Genomic DNA, 21,047 nt, shown 5'->3' on the forward strand with positions numbered 1-21,047 from the left:
CGCGTTCATCGTGCCCGCGTTTATCGTGCCCGCGTTTATCGTGCCCGCGTTTATCGTGAAGGAGGCCTGACGTGACCGCAGCGCTACCGGCGGGCGCCGCCATCCTTGATCAGACCGTTCATAATGCGGCGTTTCTGGCCTGCGCCGGGATCGGCCGGGTGACGGCGCTGCACGCCAACCTCACGGCGCCGGCCCTGGTTACCCATGCGATCCGCCGCGGGGAGGGGCGGTTGTCGGCGGATGGCGCGTTGATCGTGCAGACCGGGCTCCACACCGGACGGTCGGCCGGCGATAAATTCGTGGTCGATGAACCCGCCACGACGCGCGATGTGTGGTGGGGCAAGGTCAATCAGAAATTATCGGCGCCGCATTTCGCGACCCTCAAGGGCCGGGTCCAGGCCTATTTGCAGGATCGCGAGCTCTACAGCCAGGATCTGTTCGCCGGGGCCGATCCGGACTGCCGCATCCGCCTGCGCCTGATCACCACCAACGCCTGGCAGGCGCTGTTCGCGCGCAATATGTTCATCCGCCCGTCCGCCACCGAACTCGCGGGGTTCGAGCCCGATTACGTGATTTTGCACGCGCCCGATTTCGAGGCCGATCCGGCGATCGATGGGGTGGCGTCGCGCACGGCGATCGCCCTGTCGTTCGCGGAGCGGCGCATCGTGATCGCCGGCACGCATTATGCCGGTGAAATCAAGAAATCGATCTTCACCGTGATGAACTGGTTGCTGCCCGAACGCGGCGTGCTGCCGATGCATTGCAGCGCCAATATCGGTGGGGATGGCGACGTGGCGCTGTTTTTCGGCCTGTCCGGCACCGGCAAGACCACGCTGTCGTCCGATCCGGAACGCCGCCTGATCGGCGATGACGAGCACGGTTGGGGACCGAACGGCGTTTTCAACTTCGAAGGCGGCTGCTACGCCAAGGTGATCGACCTCGAAGCCGGGGCGGAACCCGAGATCTATGCCGCCGCGCACCGCTTCGGCACCGTGCTCGAGAATGTGGTGGCGGACCCGCGCGGCGTGGTCGATCTCGCGGATCGCACGCTGACCGAAAATACCCGCGCCTGCTATCCGATCGATTTCATCCCCCATGTGGAAGCCTCGGGGCGGGGGGGTCAGCCGCGGCATGTCGTCATGCTGACGGCCGATGCGTTCGGCGTGCTGCCGCCGCTCGCGCGGTTGACGCCGGCGCAGGCGATGTATCATTTTCTGTCTGGTTACACCGCCAAGGTCGCCGGGACCGAAACCGGATTGGGCCGCGCGCCGCAGGCGACGTTTTCCACCTGTTTCGGTGCGCCGTTCCTGCCGCGCGAGCCGCGACTCTATGGGGCGCTGCTCGCCCGGCTCATCGCCGAACACGGGGTTTCCTGCTGGCTGGTCAATACCGGATGGTCGGGCGGCGCGTATGGCGCGGGACGGCGGATGCCGATTGCCCATACCCGCGCGCTGTTGCACGCGGCGCTCTCCGGCGCCCTCGATCACGCCCGTTTTCGCACCGATGCCGCGTTCGGCTTGATGATCCCCGTGGCCGTACCCGGCGTGCCGGATGATCTGCTCGACCCGCGCGCGGCCTGGGTTGATCCGGTTGCCTACGACCGGCAGGCCGCCGAGCTGATCCGCCGGTTCGAAGCCAATTTCGCGCGGTTTGCCGATGCCGTCGATCCCGCGATCCGCGCTGGCGCCATTCGCTCGGCGGCGTGATGCTCCCGCCGTTGCGCGACGTCATCAGCCGGGGCGATGCGCCCATGCGCGCAATATGCTTGCGTGGACCCTGCGGGAAAGCTACCTGACAGGCTGATTTGTCGGATTGGGGATCGGGGATATGGCTTTCAAGGTCGCGGTTGTTGGCGCCACCGGTGCGGTCGGGCGCGAGATGCTCAAGACTCTGGCGGAGCGGGCGTTTCCGATTTCGGACGTGGTCGCCCTTGCCTCGCCGCGTTCGGCGGGACAGCAGGTGAGTTTCGGCGAGGACCGGGTGCTGACCGTGCGCAATCTGGAGACCTATGATTTTCACGGCACCGATTTCGGGTTCTTTTCGCCGGGGGCTGAGGTTTCGGCGATTCATGCGCCGCGCGCGGGGGATGCCGGGTGCATCGTGATCGACAACACCAGCCAGTTCCGGATGGACCCGGATGTGCCGCTGGTGGTGCCGGAGGTGAACCCGCAGGTGCTCGATAAATTCGCCGCGCGCCCGGATTGGCGCCGGATCATCGCCAATCCGAATTGCTCGACGATCCAGATGGTGGTGGCGCTCAAACCGTTGCATGACAAATTCACCGTCAGGCGCGTTGTGGTCTCGACCTATCAATCGGTGTCGGGGGCCGGCAAGGAAGGCATGGATGAGCTCGAACGCTCGACCAAGGCCACCTATGTCAATGATTACGGCAAGCCCGAAATTTTCACCAAGCCGATCGCCTTCAACGTGATCCCGCATATCGACCGCTTCATGGCCGATGGCGCGACCAAGGAGGAGTGGAAGATGGCGGTGGAGACGCGCAAGATTCTCGACCCTGATATCGCGGTGATGGCGACCTGCGTGCGGGTGCCGGTGTTCATCGGTCATGCCGAGGCCGTGCATGTGGAGTTCGCCAATCCGGCGCCGCTCGAAAAGGCGCGCGCGGCGCTGCGGCATTTTCCCGGCATTATCGTGTTCGATGAGCGCGATGACGGCGGCTACATCACGCCGTTCGAATCCCAGGGTGAAGACGCGGTCTATGTGTCGCGCCTGCGGGTGGACAGCACCGTGCCGCATGGGCTGGCGTTTTGGTGCGTCGCCGATAATTTGCGCAAGGGCGCGGCCCTCAATGCCGTGCAGATCGCTGAGACCATGATCGCGCGCGGCCTGATGGACCGGAAAGCGGCATGATGGAATTGACGACCACGCCGATGTCGGCCTAAACCCCACCCCGGTGGCGGACGTAGCTCAGTTGGTAGAGCGCCAGGTTGTGGTCTTGGATGTCGTGGGTTCGAAACCCATCGTTCGCCCCATGTCTCCCTCGTTGAATCGGGGGAAGGGCTGGATCGTCGCCGTTGCTGGGGCGATGCCCGCCTGGAAATATCATGAAGTGACCGGAATAAAGCGGCGGCGGGCCTGGTCGGGTGCGTCGGCGGCTCATGGTGGATCGCGCCCGATCGGCGCGCCGGTGGATTTGTCGTGACCGCGACGTTCGGCATTATCCTGGCCGGTGGCGGTGGACGGCGATTGGGGGGGGTGGACAAGGCGTTCGTCACCCTGGCCGGGCGGCCGTTGGTTGCGCATGTGGTGGATCGGCTGGGTGGGCAGGTGGGTGCGTTGGCCGTGAGTGTTGCGGGGGATGGGGCGCGGTTCAGCGGATTGGGCGTGGCGGTGGTGGCGGATGGCGCGCATGCCGGCAAGGGGCCGTTGGCCGGTGTGCTGGCGGGGATGCGATGGGCGGCGGCGTTGGGGGGCGAGGCGGTCGTGAGCGTGCCGGTGGACACGCCGTTCGTGCCGCGCGACGTTGTGGCGCGGCTGGGGGCGGCGCCCGCGGTGGCGGCCTATGGCGAGCGGTTGCATCATTTGGTGGCGGTATGGCCGGTCGTGGCGGCGGACGCACTCGCGGCGTTTCTGCGGGGTGACGGGCCGTACCGGGTATCGGATTTCGCGCGGGGTCTGGGGCAGAGGGTGGTGCGATTCGAGGCGGCGGGCGATCCGTTCGTGAATATCAACACGCCGGCGGATCTGGCGGCGGCGGCGGGTGTCGCATGCTGACGCAGTTTACCGGCGAATTTCTTTATGCCGTCGTTGCGTTGTTCGTGATCATCGATCCGGTGGGCACGGCGATCCTGTTTGCGGGGCTGACGACGCATGACGATGCGGCGAAGCGGCGCGGCATCGCCCAGCGGGCTTCGATCATCAGTTTCGTCGTGCTGCTGATCTTTGGCCTGGCGGGCGAGAAATTGTTGCGGCTGTTGGGAATCGGGATTCCGGCGCTTCAGATTGCCGGCGGGACGCTGCTGTTTTTATCGGCCAAGGATATGGTGACGGCGAAGGGCGAATTGCGCGCGAGCGACCAGGAGAAGGCGGCGGCGAGCAACACGACCGAGGATATCAGCGTGTTTCCGCTGGCGATTCCGTTGATTGCGGGGCCGGGGGCGATGACCACGATGGTGCTGCTGCATGCCAGGGCGAACGGGTCGCCGGGGGCGATTCTGGCGATCAGCCTTGGTTTGGCGGTCCTGATCGGGGCGACTTTGGGGGCGATGCTGGCGGCGCGGACGCTCGCGCGGCTGATGGGGGCGACCGGGGCGAGCGTGGTGGGGCGGGTGCTCGGCATTCTGGTGGCCGCTTTGGCGGCGCAGTTCATTCTGGAGGGGTTGCAGACCGCGTTGCATCTGGGCTGAGATTGCGCGGGAAGATTGAAAAACTTGCTTGTTTTCAATAATCTATTTGAAATCCGGTTGACCGGGACACATCTCTCTGGCACCGTCACGCAAAAGGGAGGCGGATGATGACGAAGTCCGAATTGATCGCCGCGCTGGCGGCTGATCATCCACATCTGACATCGGCGGATGTGGAGCGCATCGTTTCCGCCATGTTCGACGAGATGACCGCGACTCTGGCGCGGGGCGACCGGGTTGAGTTGCGTGGTTTCGGCGCGTTCTCGGTCAAGCGCCGGCAGGCGCGCGCGGGGCGCAATCCCCGCACGGGAGAGGCGGTCGATGTGACGGAAAAGACCGTGCCGTTCTTTCGCGCCGGGCGGGAGTTGCGCGAAATGATCAACGCCGGCATGGCGACGACGGATGTCGCTGAAACCGTCACGCCGAAGCGGAAGGGGACAAAGCGCTGAAAATTCTTCGTTATCTGCTCGCCCTGCTCGCGCTGTTGGTGCTCGTGGTGTTTCTGCTGTCGAACCGGGCCGACGCGGTGGTGGGGTTCTGGCCGTTCGGCACGCTGGGCGCGGCCCCGTTGGGCGCGATCGTGCTGGTGGCGTTTGCCCTGGGCGTTCTGATCGGCATGGTGCTGCTGGTGCCGCATCGCATTCGGGCGCATCGCCGGGCGCGGACGGCGGAAAAGCAGGTGGCGGCGTTGCGGGCCGCTCAGGCGACGGCACCGTCCGCATCCGACCCCGCGCCGTTGATGCTGCCGCCGGCGCGCTGACGCCGGCGATGGGGTTGCCGGCCAAACGCCTGATCGTGGCGATCGATACGCCTGATCCGGTGCGGGCGCGCGAACTGGTCGCGGCGGTGGGGCCGTCATGCGGGCTGGTGAAACTGGGTCTTGAGGTGTTCAGCGCGCTCGGCCCGGCGGCGTTTGGCGTCGCCGGCGCGCATCCGGTGTTTCTCGATGTGAAATTGCACGATATTCCGAACACGGTGGCCGGCGCGGTGCGGGCGTTGCTGGTGCACCGGCCGGCGATGCTCACCCTCCACGCCGCGGGTGGCGCGGCGATGATTGCGGCGGCGCGTGAGGCCGTGGAACCCGCCGGCGCGACACGCCCCCTGCTGCTCGCGGTGACGGTTCTGACCAGTCTTTCCGCCGCCACATTATCGCAGATCGGCGTCGCTGGCGGGCCACGCCAGCAGGTGTTGCGACTGGCGCGCCTCGCGCTCGAGGCCGGGGCGGATGGGCTGGTGTGCAGTACCGGCGAAATCGCGATGCTGCGCGATGCGTTCGGCGCCGCGCCGGTGCTCGTTGTGCCGGGAATCCGCCCCGAGGGTGCTGATCATGGCGACCAGGCAAGGGTGGCAACCCCCGAGGCTGCCGTTGCCGCGGGGGCGAGTTACATCGTGGTTGGCCGGCCGATCACCCGGGCCGACGATCCGGCCGCCGCCGCTGCGGCCATCGCGGCATCGATACTGTGATGGTGCGGGTCAAGATTTGTGGCATCAACAGCGCCAGCACCTACCGCGCGGCGGTAGAGGCCGGGGCGGATTGGGTCGGGTTTAATTTTTTTCCGCGCTCGCCACGCTATGTTGCCGCAGCACATGCCGCATCGTTCCAAGCCGACGGCCCGGTACGGCGGGTCGGGCTGTTCGTCGCGCCGACCGAGGCCATGATCGCGGCCACACTCGCTGAAGTGACGCTGGATATTCTGCAACTCTACGCCGACGCCGCCACCTGCCGGGCGTTGCGCACCCGGTTCGGCCTGCCGGTGTGGCGCGCCGTGGGAGTCGCCACCCCGGCCGATCTGCCGCATGACGATGAAGGGCTGGACGGGTTCATCATTGAGGCCAAGCCGCCCGTCGGCGCCGATCGGCCCGGGGGCAATGCCGTTTCCTTCGATTGGACCATGATGAGGCAATGGACCGCACCAGCACCATGGCTGCTGGCAGGCGGGCTGACACCCGATAACGTCGCGGCGGCCGTTTCGGCGAGCAACGCCCGCGCGGTCGATGTGTCGTCAGGGGTCGAGACGATGCCGGGGCGGAAATCCGCCGCGCTGATCCAAAGCTTCGTGCGGGCGGCGCGAGGGGACGTGCCGGCGTGATGCGGCGCCCGCGCCGGTCGGGTCAGGCAGGGGGGCGGTAGGCCACCAGATCGATCAGGGCGGACATGCCGGCGTGGCCGGCGCCCTCGTGAACGATGGCGTCGTGGCAGTGCAGGCTTTCGATCCGGAGCGCGGCGAAGGCGGCGAGCAGCATCGCCTCGGTGTAGCATTGCGACGCCTCGCTCGGGCCGCCGGTGCGGTAGTTGAGCTGTTCCGGCCGATAGCCTTGCAGCAGCAGAACCCCGCCGGGTTTCAGGGCGCGGATCAGATGGGCGAAGAACGCCGGGCGCTCGTCTGCGGTGACGAATTGCACGAAAATGGCGACGACGGCATCGTAGGCGGCCTCCGGCCAGGCCCAGTGCAGCAGATTGGCCTGCTCGAACTGCACATTGACCCCGCGCTGGATGGCCAGACGCCGGGCCTTGGCGATCGCCGCGGGGGCGACTTCCACGGTATGAACGTCGAGGCCGAGACCGGCCAGGAAGACGCCGTTGCGTCCTTCGCCGTCGGCGACCGACAGGACGCGGCCGCCGGGCGCGATCCGATGCGCCTGAGCCGCGAGGAACGCGTTGGGGGCGGTGCCGAAAACATAATCCTCGGTGGCGGCGAAACGGGATTCCCAGCGGGCTTCACGCGTGGCTTCGGACATTCGGGCTCCTGTCGATGGTCGATCCGGCACCGCGCGGGCGGCTTGGATCACGCAAAAAAAAAGCGTCGCACGAGGCGACGCTTTTTCAATACCTTCGGACCGGATTAGGCGGCCTTGAGGTTCTCAGCGGACATCTTGCCCTGCTGGCCGCGCTGAACTTCGTACTGGACCTTCTGGCCCTCGTTCAAACGACCGAGACCCGAGCGTTCAACGGCCGAAATATGTACGAACACATCTTTCGAACCATCATCGGGCTGAATGAAACCGTAGCCCTTGGTCGCATTGAACCACTTAACCGTACCTGTCGACATAACAACTCTCCAACTAAACCAACGAACGGCGACTCACACTGTGTGAGCCAGGAAACTCTTCAACGTGGGAAGGTGTCGTATGCGAGAGTGTTAAGCAAACATCGCACGAAAGCACGCAGCAACCCGGACCGAAAAAAAGCGCCGTAAAAGTGTCTTAGTCCATCTTGCGGCCGATGACCAGTGCCCGCTGAGCATATCGGCCGGCCTGATGCATGGCCGGAGCGAGGAGCTGGATCAGGACCGGCCAAACTCGATTACGGGACAGCGGCGGATGGGCAAGGGGCGGGGGATGCCCGCGTCATGTTCGACCGGGTGGAACCATCAGGTCGGCGGCGGGTGTCCTGGCACCAGGGGCGCGTGATGGTCGGGCGGGCCTAGAGCGTTATGCTTTCAGCGTAACGCGCTAGCTCTATGTTTTTTCGATCGAACATTGCAGCGGGTGCTGGTTCTGGCGGGCCAGATCGGTCACCTGGATCATCTTGGTTTCGGCGATGTCATAGGTGAACACGCCGCAGAGTCCGCTGCCGCGGCGGTGGATGTTCACGGTGATCCGGGCGGCTTCGTCAGGGCTTTTGGCGAAGAAACGCTCCAGCGCATGCACAACGAAATCCATCGGGGTATAATCGTCGTTGAGCATCAGGACCTTGTAGAGCGGCGGCCTCTGCGGGGTGATCCGGGTTTCGGCTGCGATGCCATCGTCGTTGCCGAGATTGCGTCTGAAATCACTCATCAGGTTCCATTCCCATTGCTTGATGTGGCGGGATAGCGTGATCCGATCGAACGAGGCCCACGTCATTGCGGGCAAAAACCTCAAACCACAGTTGCTCAGAAAAATTAAGACCCTCTAAATAAATCACGATAAAAAATCATCCTAAGCAAAATGGGCGGACCTGATCGGTCCGCCCATGGTAAGATCGTTATACGCGAGCCAACACGCTTCTGTGCTGCCGTCGCATCCGGATCAGAGCGCCGCGCCGAATTTCTCGACGGCGAGGGTCATGCGCGCGGTCAGCGGCGCAATTGCCTGCTCGGTCAGTTTCATCGACGCGTCGGTCAGTTTGCTGGTCTCGGCCACGGCCTTCTCCATCATCGACCGGGCGAAACCCGATTGCAGATCGACCGCTTCCTTGACCGATTTGACGCCGGCGATCGCCTTCGTCATGGCGACGGTCTCTTCGACCGAGGCCTGCGTGCTGCTGGCGATGTGCTTGGACAGGCCCTGGAGGCCGGTCGCGAAGATCTGGCTCGCCTTCATGAAGGCCTCCAGATTGCCTTGGGTGAATGCAACCATGTCTTCGGTCGTTTTCATCGCCTTTGCCATGCTTTCCTTCATTTTCGTCTGTTGGGCCTCAAAGCCTTTTGCTGCGTTTTCCATGCCGTCCTTCATTGAAGACAGGGTTTTTTCGAACCCTGCGGCGACTTGCGCCTTGCTGTCGGTCAACGCGTCGGGAGCAACCGGGCGAACCGTCTCGCTTGATTTCATTTTGCCGCTCATTGTCGTGTATCCTTTTCCATCGGTTGCGAGTCCGACGAACCCAGAGCAGATCCGCCGGTGGGGCGTCCGTGGTCGAGACATCAACACGACCGCCCAAATCCAATCGCCATCCACCGGTCCTGGTCGCCGGATCGGTTATGGCGCTCAACCGCACTGATCCATACCGCAGTGCAGCATCCGTCTTCTACGCCAGTCCGAACCGCGCTGTCAATAATTTTTGTGCGCCGCAACATTCAACTTTGCGCGTGATTCCGGCCGGCCGCGTGACGGAACCGGCGGGTGCTGGCGGGACAACGCGCAAGCATCGGGGGCAAAAAATTTTTTCTGCTGCGAACATCATTCGTTAACCCATTGGGTTTTTTATTAATTCTGCAGATTTTGGCTGGACAGGTATCGCGGTTTCATCCTACCTGTTTCGCAGGGATTGTTCACGGGCGGGAGTTTGTCGGATGTTGGGTAAGGCGTTGCATGTCTGGGGCGCATCGAAGGCACGGCGCGCTTTGGCGGTCGCGATCGGTCTTGGCATGGTCATGGCGCGGACGATCCCGCTCGCGCAGGCGTTTCCGGTTGGGTACGGTCCCGTCTCGCCCGGCACCGACTGGATCGTGATGGATGCGACGACCGGTCGGGTCCTCTCGCAGAACAACCCTTACACGGAACGGTTTCCCGCTAGTCTGACCAAGCTGATGACGCTCGATCTGGCGTTTCATGCCTTGCGCGCCGGCCGGATCTCGACCGATACCGCGATTCCGGTCACCGCCGCCGCGGCCGATGTGCAGCCGGTGAAACTCAATCTGGTGCCCGGCCAGACCATTACCGTCCGGCAGGCGATGCTGGGCATGACGACCCTGTCGGCGAATGATGCCGCGACCGCGCTGGGGCAATATCTGGGCGGGGGCAGTATCTCCCGGGTTGCTGCCGCCATGACCGCGCGCGCCCACGCGCTCGGCATGCTGCACACGCAATTCTATAACCCGTCCGGCCTGCCGAACCCCGGTCAGGTGACCGATGCGTATGATATGGCGATCCTGGCCCGTCATATTCTGCTCACCTATCCGCAATACCGCTACCTGTTTTCGGTTTCGAGCTTCATGTTCGAAGGGCGGCCGATCCCGAATATCGATGGCATGCTGAAACTCTATCCCGGCGCCATCGGCATGAAGACCGGTTTCACCAACCTTGCCCGCTTCAACCTCGTTACCGCCGCGGTGCGCGACGGCCATATACTCATCGGTGTCGAGCTTCACGCGCGGAACTGGAGCACGGCCTACAGCACGATGGCGCATTTGTTGAACCAGGGATTCGCCGCCGAAGGGGCGGGCGCGGGCCCGATGATCGCGATGGATAAGGCTCTGCCCTCGATCGTGCCGACCGCCGATGCGGCGGCGCCCCGCGCGCAGCCGGTGGCGCGGCGCGTTCTGGTCACGGTGGACCGGCACCATGTTGTCATTCGCCATCTCGTGATGCATGCGGGCCACGTGACCCAGGACATGGTTCCGGGCTGGACCGCGCAGATCGGCGCATATGACAGCTATGCGCTCGCGAAACGCCAGGCGCTCATGATCCGCGGCGAGCGTCATGTCGGCACCGCCCGCGTCAGCAGCGTGTTGATCCGTCATCGTCGCATCTGGCGCGCGCAGCTGGCCGGGCTCAATGAGGCCGCCGCTCATGCCACGTGTTCGCTGCTCGCCCGCCACCATCAATCGTGTTTTCTGATCGCGCCGCGGCAGGAAAATCTGGCGATGCGCTGAAGGGTCACGCCGGATCGGGTAACGAGCGAGAGGGCGTTGCGCCCCGACTGGGTGCGGATAAGAGCGCGCGTTTCACATGATGTTTGAGGACACCGTGGCGGTTTCGCCCTTGTTGTCGATCCAGCCGACGCCGATGTGATCGCCGGTAGCGCCGCCTTCGAACGTGAATTTGATGAAGGGGTTCTTTGCGACCGCCGCCCCCCAGAAGCCGGTGAGCACCACCCGCCCGTTATGGGTGAATTCGATGACCTTGATGTAATGGGCGGGAATCGGCTTGTTGTTTTTGTCCGCGAGGAAGCCGGAATCCATCGGGTGCTTGACCAGGGCCTCGACCGTCGTGATGCCGCCCGATGTTGTCGCGTGGACCAGGATTTGATGTGTCATGGATGATGTCTTTCAACCGCACCCGCCGAGGGTGACTTTGACATTCTGTGCGGCACGCGCGAGCGCGCCGCGCGACCGGACCACGGTGACCACCGAGGTTGACTGCGCGAGCTTGATCCGGCTTGAAATGGCCGGTCCGGTGCCGGGTGGGACCTGGTAGGCGCATGCCAGCGTGTAGGGGTTGAGTAAGGCGAGCACGGCGACGCTTGTGACGTCGGGCAGGTTGGCATCGACCGCGACTGGCACTTCGGCGCCGTTCACCACGATTTCCGGCGCCGTTATTCTGACTTCGGACGATCGGGGCGCGGTGGCGACCCCGTAGAGCGAGGTTAATGTGCCGCTCTCGCTGCGCCGCTGAAACGCCGCTTCGGGATACAGTGCCGTGGTCGGTGGCGCCACGGTCGGGGCGGCGCTGGCCGATTGCGGGGCGAGGAGCGCGGCGGCACCGACTGCGGCGGCGCTCAGGACCTGACGGCGGTTCGGACCGGGGGATTGCGGGGTTGTCACGGCTCAGACCCGCCCGGCGTCGATCGGGCCGATGGCGGCCAGCGCGTTGATGGTGGTCGACATTGGTTTTCCTCTCCCTTGCGCATCAGGCGCAAATTTGGATTTTTTATGTGTTGTTATTGAACCGGCCTGGCGGACCATGTGTGCGACGATGGTGCCACCCGAACGGTGATTTTATTATGGACGATGATCCGTGTGAGGGCAATTCGTTTCGATCGCGGGCGAAGATGGCGAGATCGCGGGCGGCACGACGGAGGGTCAGGCGCTCGCGCTCATCGGCCAGGTTTCGTTGGCATGGCGGAGCAGCTGGGGTTCGGTGCGGCAGCGCAGGATGAAATCATGCACGGTCTGGGTGCGCCAGGCCTGGCGGTAGGCGTTCCAGGCGGTCTGGATATCGTCATGCTTCAGATCGGCCGGTGCGAAGGGCAGGGCGTTGAGCAGTTTGATTTTACCGTTCGGCACCACCAGCATCATGGCCTGGGGACTGTCCCACCGGGTTTGCAATTCGGTTACGATGTCCCACGGGTAGATCGAGAGGGTGATCGGCGCGTTGGTGGCGGCCGCGTGGTTGCGCAGGGCGGTGACGGCGGCTTGCCAGGACGGTTCGTCGCAGGCGAGCGCGTCCCAGTTCGCGGCGGCGCGCCCGAGGCGCATCAGCGGGCCGGTGACGAAGGCGCTGCACCCGTGCGCGACCGCCAGATCGAAGGCGGGGATCAGGTCGTGGAGGTTCAGCCTGGTGGGGACGAACACGAATTGAGGGGCGGTGCCGCGGGCGACGAGACGATCGATCGCAGCGATCGCATCGGTGAAGCGGGCGCCGGGCCGCATGCGCTCGTGGGTTGCGGCGGTAGCGCCGTCGACCGAGATCTGGACGCAGTCGATTCCGAGATCGCTGATGCGGGTTGCTGCCGCGTCGTCGATCAGGCTGCCGTTGGTTTCCAGTTTGATCGCGATGCCGGCGTCGGCCAGCATTGTGAACACGTCCCAGCAATGGGGGACGCTGAGCGGCTCACCACCGCCAAAGGCGACATAGGGAATTCCGGCTTTGACGATTTGACGCGTGATGTCGAGCGCCTGATCGCGGGTGAGTTCGTCGTGCCAGGCATGGCCAACGCCGGATTCCTCGCAGCAGGCGAGGCATCCGGCGTCGCAGCCATTGGTCAATTGCCAGGCAAGGAAGAGCGGCGAGGCATAATTATCAAGCGAGCGGCCGCTCATCATGGCTGGTCCCGGTCTCAGGTGAAGCGAATGTAGGGCTGAGCCATGACCTGCTCGGACACGTCCTCAAGGCGAGGCGAAACCCAGATCGGCAACTCGTTCGCCTGGGTGCGGCCCTGAATGGTATCGTCAGACGATCCCGGTTTGACCTGCACGGTTTCGGTCGTGTTACGCATGTTGATTGACTCCGTTCAATGTTGAAATCCAGCTGTTCGCCCTTGCCTGAAAAGTCTCATCGGCGATGCAACGATCGATATCGTCGATCACCGCCTGATCGTGCCAGGCCGCACGATACTCGTCCCACGCATGCAGCAGACTGGATCGGCGCAGGTCACTGCAAATATAACCAGAGGCTCCGACGATCTTCACCAGTCCATTGGGCATGATCAACATCGTTGCGGGGGGTGAGTTCCGATTTTGGTCAAGTCCTTCAGCTACCGTAAAAGGAAGGTAACAAATCTCCATTTTTGTGTCAACACCAGATGACACAAGTCCTGAGGCGTAACTGTCGAGTTTGGCGCGGAATTTGACCTCGTCGGCTTCATCGGGGTGGATTTTGTACCATAGGCGTGCGGCGCGACCGATCCGCATCAGCTTGCCAGTATTGAAGCGGAACGCGCCCAGTGCGGCCGCACGACGCATGACCGCATCGAGTTGATGGATGTTCAGACGGGTCGGCGCGAAGGTCACTTCGAGCGGCATGCCGGCCTCGCGCACCGCGCGGCAGGCCGCGTGGACCTTGGCGAGCGAGGCGCCGGGACGCTGGCGGCCGTAGACATCCTGGGTATCGGCATCGAGGCTGATCTGGATCGAGCGGATCGGCAGGGCCGCGAGACGGTCGATGGTCGGTTGATCGAGCAACTGGCCGTTGGTTTCGATCTTCAGCCGCACCCCGGCATGGCCGAGACGCTCGGCCAGGGTGATGAAATACGGCACCCGCAAAGGCTCGCCGCCGCACAGCATCACATAGGGCACCTCGGCATCGATGATCTGCGCCGCCAGATCCATCATTTCGGCTTTGCTGAATTCATCGGTCAACCCGTGGCCGGGGGCCGAATCGGTGCAGCAATGCACGCAGGCGAGATCGCAGTCGCGTGTGATCTGCCAAGAAATGAAGAGCGGCGCGCTCAGCGTTGTGAGGTGGTGCGCCACGCTGCCGGTGGCCGGTTTCGTGAGATGGTTCATGCGCCGTTTCCCATCAGGACCTGGATGATCGCGGTCAAGGCGATGGCGAGGGTGAACAGCCCGACCGCGACGGCGTAGCAGGTCACGATCGCGCGGATCGCCGGAATGAACAGCCGTGGCGTGTTATAGGTGGTGCGCGCGGCGCGGGCGCTCGCGACCAGCCAGGGCAAGGCCAGCAGCGCGGCGAGGCTGGCGGGCGGGAACCAGCCCAGCACGACGCCCAGCGGCACGATCAGCAGGCCGGTGCTGGCCAGCCCGAGATAGAGGAACACGCCGCGCTGCCGGCCCAGCCGCACCACCAGATTGCGCTTGCCGACCAGCCGATCCTGATGGAAGTCGGGGATCGCATTGACCACTGCGAGCGCCATGATCAGAAGGCCGGGCACCAACGAGGCGGCGAAGGCGGTGCCGGTGAGGCGATGCGCGAGCAGATAAAGACTGCCCAGCACCATCCACGGTCCGTAGGATAGCGCGATCATGGTTTCACCCAGGCCGCGATAGGCCCAGCGGATCGGCGGGGCGACATAAAATACCGCGGCCATTCCGCCGAGTGCGGCGAACACCAGGACCGGCCAGCCGGCGTGCAGGGCGAGATAGATGCCGAATCCGAACGCGCCGGCGAATCCGGCCACACCGGTCCAGAGCACGAGGTCGGACATCGGGGGGATGTCCTGCGGGTTGAACACCCGATCGGTTCCCATCCGGTCGTCGAAATATTCGTTGAACGCCTCGACGCCGATCACGGCGAGAATGATGCCGAGCAGGCCGCTCCAGAACAGCGCGGCGGCGAAATGGCCGGTCGCCCGATAGGCGAAGGCGGCGCCCAGCAGGTAGGGCAGCAGCCCGGCGTAGAGAAAGAACCGGTAGCGCACCAGGCTGAACACACGGATCAGCCGCCCCAGGACGGGCGATGCGGTGCGCGCGGCGCGCGCGTGGGGCGGGTTCAGAGTGCGATCCATCGGTGCAGCTGTGCGGTTGTGGCGGGGTCACGGTCGAGATCGTCGACGAAGGCGGCGACACGGGGGTCCTGCCAGGCGCGCTGGAAGTTCTGCCATACCTCGCCGAGCGATTGCGTCCGCAGATCGCCGCAGGTGAAGGGGAGCGCGTTGATCAGCTTGACCAAGCCGTTCGGCAGCACGATCAGAAGGGCTGCGGGGTTGCGCAGCCGGTAGCGCAATTCGTCGAGCAGACCCATTTCATGAAAATCAACCCGCATGCGTCCGGCGTATTCGAGCGCCTTGGCGCGCAGCGTGTCGAACAGGACGGCATACTGCGCCTCGGAAGGCGTGAGTTTCTGCCAGGTTTTGACCGCATTGCCGGTGTACATGGTGCGACCGGAGTAGAAGCTCTGGGCACCGAGTTCATAGGCCAGATCGACCGCGGCCCCCACCTCGTGCGCGCTGAACATGCTGGGACTGTAGTTGATTTCGATCGGCACGCCGGCGGCGCGGAGATTACGGACCCCCTCGACCGCGCGGTTGAAGTCGCCCCGCACGCGCATGCGGTTGAATGTGGCTTCGGAGGCCCCGTCAAGGCTGACCTGCACCGCCTTCACGCCCAGCGTCTTCAGCCTGGCGCAGGCCTGCGGGTCGAGGAAATGGGCGTTGGTTTCGATTTTGAGCTGGGCGCCGCGCGAACAGACATAGTCGACCATGTCGAAAAATCGCGGGTGCAGCATCGGCTCGCCGCCGGAGAACGACAAATACGGCACATCGAGCTCGACGATCTGGCGCAACACCTCGAAGGTCTGATCATCGGACAATTCATCGGGGAACGCCTTGCCTGGTCCACTCTCCTCGATGCAGTGCAGACAGGCGAGATTGCACTCGTTGGTGATCTGCCACGCCATGTAGAGCGGTGAGCGCAGCCCGCTCGAGGCCGACGGCGCCGGTGCCTGGGAGCCGTCGGCGGCCGGTGTCATGCTGCGGCCTCGACGATCAGACCCTTGGTGCGCAAATCGTCGATCAGAAGGGCGACGTCGTGCTCGATTGTGTTTGACGGGTCCTGATAGCGCTGCTTCAGCCGCGCCGCGATGGCACCGGCATCGCCACCCGCCGGCAGCTCGCGCACGACCGCCGCTGCGGCGGCATTCAAGGTGAAGACTTTTTCGGACTGGGTTTCGAACAGAACCCCGCCGAACTGCTCCTCGCGGAATTTTACATATTTTGCCAATTGCATCGATCTACCCCTCATGCGGCCGAACGCCATGATACTGCACCACGGACCCGGACGAAGTCCAGACGACACGCTGCTGACGCATTCGGGTCCGCTCCGGTCTCTATAACGACCGTTCGGTTGTGATGGCATTGATCGAGATCAATGAAAGATACGTCATCCTGCCACAGAATGTCTCACTCTCGTGACATCGCGGCGGCGGGAACGGCGATCGGGGAGGCAAGAAGGGGAGCGTACCATGTGTCTTGGCATTCCGATGCAGATCGTCGCGATCGATCGCTACGTCGCAACCTGCGAGGCGCAGGGGGTTCGGCGTGATGTCAGCCTGTTCATGATTGCCGATACGGACCTCGCGGTGGGGGATTACGTGATGGTTCACGTCGGTTATGCCTTGCAGAAAATGACCCATCAGGACGCCCGGACGGTGTGGGATCTGCTTGATCAGATCGTCGCTGCCGGTGCGGCGTGAGGTGGCGCGATGAGCGAAACGCTCGAGGGCGCCCGGAACTGGCTCGCGCGCATCCGGCAGTTGCCGCTCGAGCGGGAGGTCGCGGTGATGAACGTGTGTGGCGGGCATGAGCGCAGCCTGGCGATGCTCGGCCTGCGCGCGGTTCTGCCCGAAGCGGTGCGGATCATTCCCGGACCGGGTTGCCCTGTCTGCGTCTGTCCGGAGGAGGATCTGGCGGATGCGATCGAACTCGCCACGACAAATCGGGTAACCCTCGTTGCGTTCGGCGATATGCTGCGGGTGCCGATCAATGCGCCGAAAGGGCAGATCAGGTCGCTCGCGGCGGCCCGTGAGGCGGGTGCTGATGTGCGCCCGATCGCCTCACCCCAGGAGGCCGTGGCGATCGCGCGGACCGAGCCCGGGCGCGAGGTGGTTTTTTTCGTGGCTGGATTCGAAACCACATCGGCCCCGGTTGCCGCGATGCTCGCCGAGGGGGTGCCGGATAATCTGACGGTGCTGCTCGCCGCGCGGCTGACGTGGCCGGCGGTCGAGATGTTGCTGCGCGACGGCCGCAGTGCGCTCGATGCGCTGATCGCGCCCGGCCATGTCGCGACCGTGATGGGTGCGAACGAATGGGGCTTCGTCGCCGGACGCTACTGCCTGCCGGTGGCGGTGGCTGGATTCACCGCCGAAAGTCTGCTGGCGGCCCTGTATTCGGTGCTGCGTCAGGGCATCGAGGGGGAGCCATTTCTTGATAATTGCTATCCCGAACTGGTCACCGCGAATGGCAACGAGGAGGCGAAACGCCTGCTGCGCGAGGTGTTCGACATCATTCCCGCGATGTGGCGGGGCATCGGGATCATTCCTGACTCCGGTTTCGGGTTGCGTGGCCCGTGGCAGCGCTATGACGCCCGGCTGCGCCATGTCATCCGGAGCACGTTCCGCCCGCACGCGGGTGACATGCCGCCGGGCTGTGATTGCGCCGCGGTCGTGCTCGGCCGGATCGCGCCGGACCATTGCCGGTTGTATGGCAGGGCATGCACGCCATCACATCCGATCGGGCCGTGCATGGTCTCTGATGAAGGGGCGTGTCACATCTGGTGGCAGGCCGGGGTGCGGCCGGGGTGACAACGCGGATGGCGACGCGGCGGATCGACCTCGGCGGGCGGGTGCAGGGCGTCGGATTCCGGCCGTTCGTTTATCGTTTGGCGCGTGACCGCGGGCTGACCGGCTGGGTGCGCAACGGCGCCGGCACGGTGGAGATTCTCGCCTCGGGCGATCGGGCGGCACTCGATGGATTCGCGGCCGACCTGCTGGCACGGGCACCGGCGACCGCACGGCCGGTGCTGCTTGCCTGCCGCGACGCCGAGGCGGAAATTGGCAGCCAGGGCGAGGGTTCGACTGATTTCGTTATTCGTGCCAGCCGGGCGGCCGGTGCGTCCCGGCATTTCCTGCCGCCCGATCTCGCGCCCTGCCTGGAATGCCTGGCGGAGCTGGAGGCGCCGGGCGATCGACGATTTCACTACCCGTTCATCAATTGCACCCAGTGTGGGCCGCGCTATAGCCTGATCCGCTGCCTGCCGTATGATCGGGCGCACACCGCGATGGCCGCATTCCCGCTCTGCCCGGCCTGCGCGGCGGAGTATGCCGACCCGGCGGATCGACGATTCCACGCCGAGCCGGTCGCTTGCCCGGTATGCGGGCCGCGTTGCTGGTTCGCCGCCCCCGATGCACCGGAGGTTACGGGCGAGGCGGCGCTGGGCGCGACCATCGCCGCCCTGCGCCGGGGCGACATCATCGCGGTCAAGGGAGTCGGGGGGTATCATTTGTTCTGTGATGCCGCGTCCGATGCGAGTGTGACCGCGTTGCGCCGTCGCAAGCACCGGCCCGAACGACCGTTTGCCGTGCTGTTCGCCGATGACCCCGACCAGCTTGCCGCCTGCGTCGATTTCGATCCGGCAACCGGCGATCTGCTGCGCGCCCCCGATCGACCGATCGTGCTCCTGGCGCGCCGCGCCGCCGCGCCGCTGGCCGCTTCCCTCGCCCCCGGGCTGAACACGTTGGGCGTGATGCTGGCGGACAGCCCGCTGCATCATTTGCTGATCACGGCGTTCGGGGGACCGCTGGTCGCCACCTCGGCCAACCGCTCCGGCGCGCCGATGGTGAGCGAACCCGCCGAGGCGGAACGCTGCCTTGCCGGTGTCGCCGATGGTTTCCTGCACCATGACCGGCCGATTGCCCACGCGATCGATGACAGCGTGATTCGCGTGATCGATCGCCTCCCGCGGACGCTGCGCGCGGGACGGGGCCGCGCCCCGATCGAACGCCGCCTTGGGTTTCGGTTGGATGTGCCGGTACTCGCGGTCGGGGGCCATTTGAAATCGACCATCGCCTTGGGATTTGAGGATCGGGTGGTGATCTCGCCCCATATCGGTGATCTCGACGATCCGGGCGCCCTCGCGCTGCTCGCCCGCACCGCGCGGGATTTGCAGGTGCTGTATGGTGTGCGGGCAGTTCGGGTTCTGACCGACGCCCATCCTGCCTATGCCAGCACGATCTGGGCACGCGAGCAGGGGCTGGAGATCGTGCCGATTTGGCACCACGCGGCGCATGCCGCCGCCCTGGTCGGTGAGGTGGTTGCGCCCGATTACGACAGGTCCGATTACGACAGTCCGGGCCGCGACAGGTTGGTGTTCACCTGGGACGGGGTTGGGCTGGGGCCGGATGGCGCGCTGTGGGGCGGCGAGGCCCTTCTGGGCAGGCCCGGCGCGTGGCGGGCGGTCGCACGGTTCGAGCGGTTCCGGCTGCAGGGCGGTGAACGGGTGGGGCGCGAACCCTGGCGCAGCGCCGCCGCGCTGTGCTGGGGCGGTGATCGGGCGCTGCCGCTGACGCTGCCGGCGGATGCCGCCCTGTCGCTTCATGCCTGGACGGTGGGGTTGAACTGCCATGAAAGCTCGGCGGTCGGACGGCTGTTCGATGCCGCTTCGGCGCTGCTCGGCCTGGGGACCCATGCGAGCTACGAGGGTCAGGGGCCGGCGCTGCTGGAAGCTCTGGCGGATCGGGCGCCAGCCGGCCCGCTCGGGGTCGAGGCGCTGCCGATCGATGCGCAAGGTGACCTGCTGAGCGTGGATTGGCGCCCGGTGCTGGCGGTGCTGCTCGATGCGTCGCGCACCACCGCGGATCGCGCCGCGAGGTTTCATGAGATCCTGGCGCTGACCGCCCGCGCGATCGCGCGCCGGGTGCGCCGCTCCGATGGTATCACCGCGATCGGGCTGGCGGGTGGGGTGTTCCAGAACCGCCGCCTTGCCGAACGGCTGCTGACGCTGCTGCGCGCCGACGGATTCGACGCCGATCTCGGCCGCGAGATTCCCTGCAACGACGCCGGTCTGAGCTTCGGCCAGATCGTCGAATACGGATACCGATGCGATGGATGACCTCGACCCGGATGTTATGCATGTCAGCCTTGCCCACGGTAATGGCGGACGGTTGATGCGTGCGTTGATCACCGACCGGTTTCGTCCGCTGCTCGGCAATCCCGCCCTCGATACCGAGGCCGATGCCGCTGCCATCGGCTTGCCGGGGGGCGACATCGTGGTGACGACCGATGGTTTCACCGTGCAGCCCTTGCAATTTCCAGGCGGAGATATCGGCGCGCTGGCGATTCACGGCACGGTGAACGACCTTGCGGTATCTGGCGCGCGACCGCTGTTTGCCACGCTGTCGATGTTCATCGAGGAAGGTCTGCCGATGGCAGTGCTCGACACCATCGTCGCCAGCCTCGGCGCCGCGGCGCGGGAGGCGGGGGTCGCGATTGTGGCGGGCGATACCAAGGTGGTTCCGCGTGGCCAGGGCGGCGGGCTATATTTGGCGCTCACCGGCATCGGCGTGCGCGCACCGGGTTGTACCCTTGGCATGGCGGGAATTCGCGCGGATGACGTGATTCTGGTGAGCGGCCCGGTTGGTGACCACGGTATCGCGGTGATGTTGGCGCGCGAGGCGTTCGGTCTGCGCGGCGACCTCAAATCGGACGTCGCCTCGGTCCTGCCGCTGACCCAGGCGCTGCTTGCGCTGCCAGGCCTGCGCTTCATGCGCGATCCGACGCGCGGTGGCCTCGCGACCGTCGCACATGAAATCGCGCGCGGTACCCACAGGGTGATCGATCTCGACGAGGACGCGATCCCGATCAGCCCGGCGACGTCATCCGTCTGCGCCATGCTCGGTTATGATCCGCTCTATCTCGCGAGCGAAGGGCGTGTCGTTGCGGTCGTCGCGCCCGATCAGGCGGCCGTGGCGCTTGCCGCCTGGCGCGCCCTGCCGCAAGGTGCGGCTGCCGCGATCGTCGGCCATATCGCGGGTCCGGATGAAGCGGGCGCACCCCGGGTCATGCTGCACACCCGGATCGGCGGCACACGCAGTCTCCCGGAACTCGAGGCCGACCCCCTGCCACGGATTTGTTGACGCTGGACCCGG

General features: G+C 65.2%; 26 protein-coding genes and 1 tRNA gene. 15 read left to right on the top strand and 12 right to left on the bottom strand.

Features of this window, described 5'->3' with window-relative positions:
• Positions 1-71: 71 nt before the first annotated feature.
• The 9 genes from pckA (at position 72) to ACP5E6_RS03470 (ending at position 6,454) form a co-directional block, all read left to right on the top strand.
• Positions 72-1,706: a phosphoenolpyruvate carboxykinase (ATP) gene (gene pckA / locus ACP5E6_RS03430; protein WP_427951689.1), complete on the top strand. Its 1,635-nt coding sequence runs from the start codon at positions 72-74 to the stop codon at positions 1,704-1,706.
• A 121-nt stretch (positions 1,707-1,827) separates the two neighbouring features.
• Positions 1,828-2,871 (top strand): aspartate-semialdehyde dehydrogenase, encoded by a 1,044-nt coding sequence (locus tag ACP5E6_RS03435; RefSeq protein ID WP_427951692.1) that lies wholly within the window; start codon positions 1,828-1,830, stop codon positions 2,869-2,871.
• Positions 2,872-2,917: 46 nt separating this feature from the next.
• A tRNA-His gene (locus ACP5E6_RS03440) sits at positions 2,918-2,993 on the top strand.
• A gap of 166 nt (positions 2,994-3,159) precedes the next feature.
• Positions 3,160-3,735, top strand: a complete 576-nt coding sequence (gene mobA / locus ACP5E6_RS03445) for a molybdenum cofactor guanylyltransferase MobA (RefSeq protein WP_427951695.1) — start codon at positions 3,160-3,162, stop codon at positions 3,733-3,735.
• Entirely contained in the window at positions 3,729-4,367 is a 639-nt protein-coding gene (locus ACP5E6_RS03450) for a MarC family protein (RefSeq protein WP_427951698.1), read from the top strand. The genes mobA and ACP5E6_RS03450 overlap by 7 nt, the downstream gene beginning before the upstream one ends.
• A 107-nt stretch (positions 4,368-4,474) precedes the next feature.
• A complete protein-coding gene (locus ACP5E6_RS03455; protein WP_427951701.1) occupies positions 4,475-4,813 on the top strand; it encodes an integration host factor subunit beta in 339 nt (112 codons plus the stop codon).
• A 38-nt stretch (positions 4,814-4,851) separates the two neighbouring features.
• Positions 4,852-5,124, top strand: coding sequence for a lipopolysaccharide assembly protein LapA domain-containing protein (locus tag ACP5E6_RS03460; RefSeq protein ID WP_427951820.1), 273 nt, complete (start codon positions 4,852-4,854; stop codon positions 5,122-5,124).
• An 8-nt stretch (positions 5,125-5,132) separates the two neighbouring features.
• A complete protein-coding gene (gene pyrF / locus ACP5E6_RS03465; protein ID WP_427951704.1) occupies positions 5,133-5,828 on the top strand; it encodes an orotidine-5'-phosphate decarboxylase in 696 nt (231 codons plus the stop codon).
• Positions 5,828-6,454: a phosphoribosylanthranilate isomerase gene (locus tag ACP5E6_RS03470; protein ID WP_427951707.1), complete on the top strand. Its 627-nt coding sequence runs from the start codon at positions 5,828-5,830 to the stop codon at positions 6,452-6,454. The genes pyrF and ACP5E6_RS03470 overlap by 1 nt, the downstream gene beginning before the upstream one ends.
• A 22-nt stretch (positions 6,455-6,476) precedes the next feature.
• Here the strand turns inward: ACP5E6_RS03470 and ACP5E6_RS03475 are convergent, their stop codons facing one another.
• The 4 genes from ACP5E6_RS03475 to ACP5E6_RS03490 form a co-directional block, all read right to left on the bottom strand.
• Positions 6,477-7,103, bottom strand: coding sequence for an SAM-dependent methyltransferase (locus ACP5E6_RS03475; RefSeq protein WP_427951710.1), 627 nt, complete (start codon positions 7,101-7,103; stop codon positions 6,477-6,479).
• 104 nt (positions 7,104-7,207) lie between these two features.
• Positions 7,208-7,414 carry a cold-shock protein gene (locus ACP5E6_RS03480; RefSeq protein ID WP_029313577.1) on the bottom strand — a complete coding sequence of 69 codons (207 nt, stop codon included), beginning with the start codon at positions 7,412-7,414 and terminating at the stop codon, positions 7,208-7,210.
• Between the two features lie 409 nt (positions 7,415-7,823).
• Positions 7,824-8,144, bottom strand: coding sequence for an ATP-dependent Clp protease adapter ClpS (clpS, locus tag ACP5E6_RS03485; protein ID WP_427951714.1), 321 nt, complete (start codon positions 8,142-8,144; stop codon positions 7,824-7,826).
• Positions 8,145-8,375: 231 nt separating this feature from the next.
• Complete coding sequence (locus tag ACP5E6_RS03490; RefSeq protein WP_427951717.1) at positions 8,376-8,909, bottom strand: phasin family protein; 534 nt, start codon at positions 8,907-8,909, stop codon at positions 8,376-8,378.
• Between the two features lie 137 nt (positions 8,910-9,046).
• Between ACP5E6_RS03490 and ACP5E6_RS03495 the strand changes: the two genes are divergently transcribed.
• A complete protein-coding gene (locus ACP5E6_RS03495; protein WP_427951720.1) occupies positions 9,047-9,256 on the top strand; it encodes a hypothetical protein in 210 nt (69 codons plus the stop codon).
• 102 nt (positions 9,257-9,358) lie between these two features.
• Positions 9,359-10,660, top strand: coding sequence for a D-alanyl-D-alanine carboxypeptidase family protein (locus ACP5E6_RS03500; protein WP_427951723.1), 1,302 nt, complete (start codon positions 9,359-9,361; stop codon positions 10,658-10,660).
• Positions 10,661-10,732: 72 nt separating this feature from the next.
• Here the strand turns inward: ACP5E6_RS03500 and soxZ are convergent, their stop codons facing one another.
• The 8 genes from soxZ to ACP5E6_RS03540 all read right to left on the bottom strand — a co-directional run bounded on the left by soxZ (position 10,733) and on the right by ACP5E6_RS03540 (position 16,132).
• A complete protein-coding gene (gene soxZ, locus ACP5E6_RS03505) occupies positions 10,733-11,044 on the bottom strand; it encodes a thiosulfate oxidation carrier complex protein SoxZ (RefSeq protein WP_427951726.1) in 312 nt (103 codons plus the stop codon).
• A 12-nt stretch (positions 11,045-11,056) separates the two neighbouring features.
• Entirely contained in the window at positions 11,057-11,551 is a 495-nt protein-coding gene (locus tag ACP5E6_RS03510) for a thiosulfate oxidation carrier protein SoxY (RefSeq protein ID WP_427951729.1), read from the bottom strand.
• A 258-nt stretch (positions 11,552-11,809) separates the two neighbouring features.
• A complete protein-coding gene (locus ACP5E6_RS03515; protein ID WP_427951732.1) occupies positions 11,810-12,769 on the bottom strand; it encodes a radical SAM protein in 960 nt (319 codons plus the stop codon).
• Between the two features lie 17 nt (positions 12,770-12,786).
• Positions 12,787-12,945: a hypothetical protein gene (locus ACP5E6_RS03520; protein WP_427951735.1), complete on the bottom strand. Its 159-nt coding sequence runs from the start codon at positions 12,943-12,945 to the stop codon at positions 12,787-12,789.
• A complete protein-coding gene (locus tag ACP5E6_RS03525) occupies positions 12,938-13,954 on the bottom strand; it encodes a radical SAM protein (RefSeq protein WP_427951738.1) in 1,017 nt (338 codons plus the stop codon). The genes ACP5E6_RS03520 and ACP5E6_RS03525 overlap by 8 nt, the downstream gene beginning before the upstream one ends.
• Positions 13,951-14,913 carry a prenyltransferase gene (locus tag ACP5E6_RS03530; protein ID WP_427951741.1) on the bottom strand — a complete coding sequence of 321 codons (963 nt, stop codon included), beginning with the start codon at positions 14,911-14,913 and terminating at the stop codon, positions 13,951-13,953. The genes ACP5E6_RS03525 and ACP5E6_RS03530 overlap by 4 nt, the downstream gene beginning before the upstream one ends.
• A complete protein-coding gene (locus ACP5E6_RS03535) occupies positions 14,898-15,875 on the bottom strand; it encodes a radical SAM protein (RefSeq protein ID WP_427951744.1) in 978 nt (325 codons plus the stop codon). Before ACP5E6_RS03535 ends, ACP5E6_RS03530 begins: the two co-directional genes overlap by 16 nt.
• Positions 15,872-16,132, bottom strand: a complete 261-nt coding sequence (locus tag ACP5E6_RS03540) for a PqqD family protein (RefSeq protein ID WP_427951746.1) — start codon at positions 16,130-16,132, stop codon at positions 15,872-15,874. The genes ACP5E6_RS03535 and ACP5E6_RS03540 overlap by 4 nt, the downstream gene beginning before the upstream one ends.
• 235 nt (positions 16,133-16,367) lie before the next feature.
• On the opposite strand from ACP5E6_RS03540, the gene ACP5E6_RS03545 reads away from it, so the two are divergent.
• From ACP5E6_RS03545 to hypE, 4 genes are read left to right on the top strand one after another with little or no spacing between them, the layout of a single operon-like run.
• Positions 16,368-16,598 (top strand): HypC/HybG/HupF family hydrogenase formation chaperone, encoded by a 231-nt coding sequence (locus ACP5E6_RS03545; RefSeq protein ID WP_427951749.1) that lies wholly within the window; start codon positions 16,368-16,370, stop codon positions 16,596-16,598.
• Between the two features lie 9 nt (positions 16,599-16,607).
• On the top strand, positions 16,608-17,705 hold the full coding sequence (gene hypD / locus ACP5E6_RS03550; RefSeq protein WP_427951752.1) for a hydrogenase formation protein HypD: 1,098 nt from the start codon (positions 16,608-16,610) through the stop codon (positions 17,703-17,705).
• The gene (hypF, locus tag ACP5E6_RS03555; protein ID WP_427951755.1) at positions 17,666-20,011 is read left to right on the top strand and encodes a carbamoyltransferase HypF; all 2,346 of its coding nucleotides are present in this window, start codon (positions 17,666-17,668) and stop codon (positions 20,009-20,011) included. The genes hypD and hypF overlap by 40 nt, the downstream gene beginning before the upstream one ends.
• Positions 20,004-21,035, top strand: a complete 1,032-nt coding sequence (hypE, locus tag ACP5E6_RS03560) for a hydrogenase expression/formation protein HypE (RefSeq protein WP_427951758.1) — start codon at positions 20,004-20,006, stop codon at positions 21,033-21,035. Before hypF ends, hypE begins: the two co-directional genes overlap by 8 nt.
• Positions 21,036-21,047 lie beyond the last annotated feature (12 nt).

Source organism: Acidiphilium sp., assembly GCF_049977125.1.
Classification (GTDB): domain Bacteria; phylum Pseudomonadota; class Alphaproteobacteria; order Acetobacterales; family Acetobacteraceae; genus Acidiphilium.

Coding starts and splice junctions, on each gene's coding strand:
- ACP5E6_RS03475 (WP_427951710.1), bottom strand. CDS start 7,103: ATGTCCGAAGCCACGCGTGAAGCCCGCTGGGAATCCCGTTTCGCCGCC.
- ACP5E6_RS03435 (WP_427951692.1), top strand. CDS start 1,828: ATGGCTTTCAAGGTCGCGGTTGTTGGCGCCACCGGTGCGGTCGGGCGC.
- ACP5E6_RS03480 (WP_029313577.1), bottom strand. CDS start 7,414: ATGTCGACAGGTACGGTTAAGTGGTTCAATGCGACCAAGGGCTACGGT.
- ACP5E6_RS03525 (WP_427951738.1), bottom strand. CDS start 13,954: ATGAACCATCTCACGAAACCGGCCACCGGCAGCGTGGCGCACCACCTC.
- ACP5E6_RS03455 (WP_427951701.1), top strand. CDS start 4,475: ATGACGAAGTCCGAATTGATCGCCGCGCTGGCGGCTGATCATCCACAT.
- hypD (WP_427951752.1), top strand. CDS start 16,608: ATGAGCGAAACGCTCGAGGGCGCCCGGAACTGGCTCGCGCGCATCCGG.
- ACP5E6_RS03515 (WP_427951732.1), bottom strand. CDS start 12,769: ATGAGCGGCCGCTCGCTTGATAATTATGCCTCGCCGCTCTTCCTTGCC.
- ACP5E6_RS03520 (WP_427951735.1), bottom strand. CDS start 12,945: ATGCGTAACACGACCGAAACCGTGCAGGTCAAACCGGGATCGTCTGAC.
- ACP5E6_RS03490 (WP_427951717.1), bottom strand. CDS start 8,909: ATGAGCGGCAAAATGAAATCAAGCGAGACGGTTCGCCCGGTTGCTCCC.
- ACP5E6_RS03530 (WP_427951741.1), bottom strand. CDS start 14,913: ATGGATCGCACTCTGAACCCGCCCCACGCGCGCGCCGCGCGCACCGCA.
- pyrF (WP_427951704.1), top strand. CDS start 5,133: ATGGGGTTGCCGGCCAAACGCCTGATCGTGGCGATCGATACGCCTGAT.
- ACP5E6_RS03540 (WP_427951746.1), bottom strand. CDS start 16,132: ATGCAATTGGCAAAATATGTAAAATTCCGCGAGGAGCAGTTCGGCGGG.
- ACP5E6_RS03495 (WP_427951720.1), top strand. CDS start 9,047: ATGGCGCTCAACCGCACTGATCCATACCGCAGTGCAGCATCCGTCTTC.
- ACP5E6_RS03545 (WP_427951749.1), top strand. CDS start 16,368: ATGTGTCTTGGCATTCCGATGCAGATCGTCGCGATCGATCGCTACGTC.
- soxZ (WP_427951726.1), bottom strand. CDS start 11,044: ATGACACATCAAATCCTGGTCCACGCGACAACATCGGGCGGCATCACG.
- clpS (WP_427951714.1), bottom strand. CDS start 8,144: ATGAGTGATTTCAGACGCAATCTCGGCAACGACGATGGCATCGCAGCC.
- ACP5E6_RS03450 (WP_427951698.1), top strand. CDS start 3,729: ATGCTGACGCAGTTTACCGGCGAATTTCTTTATGCCGTCGTTGCGTTG.
- ACP5E6_RS03470 (WP_427951707.1), top strand. CDS start 5,828: ATGGTGCGGGTCAAGATTTGTGGCATCAACAGCGCCAGCACCTACCGC.
- hypE (WP_427951758.1), top strand. CDS start 20,004: ATGGATGACCTCGACCCGGATGTTATGCATGTCAGCCTTGCCCACGGT.
- ACP5E6_RS03500 (WP_427951723.1), top strand. CDS start 9,359: ATGTTGGGTAAGGCGTTGCATGTCTGGGGCGCATCGAAGGCACGGCGC.
- ACP5E6_RS03535 (WP_427951744.1), bottom strand. CDS start 15,875: ATGACACCGGCCGCCGACGGCTCCCAGGCACCGGCGCCGTCGGCCTCG.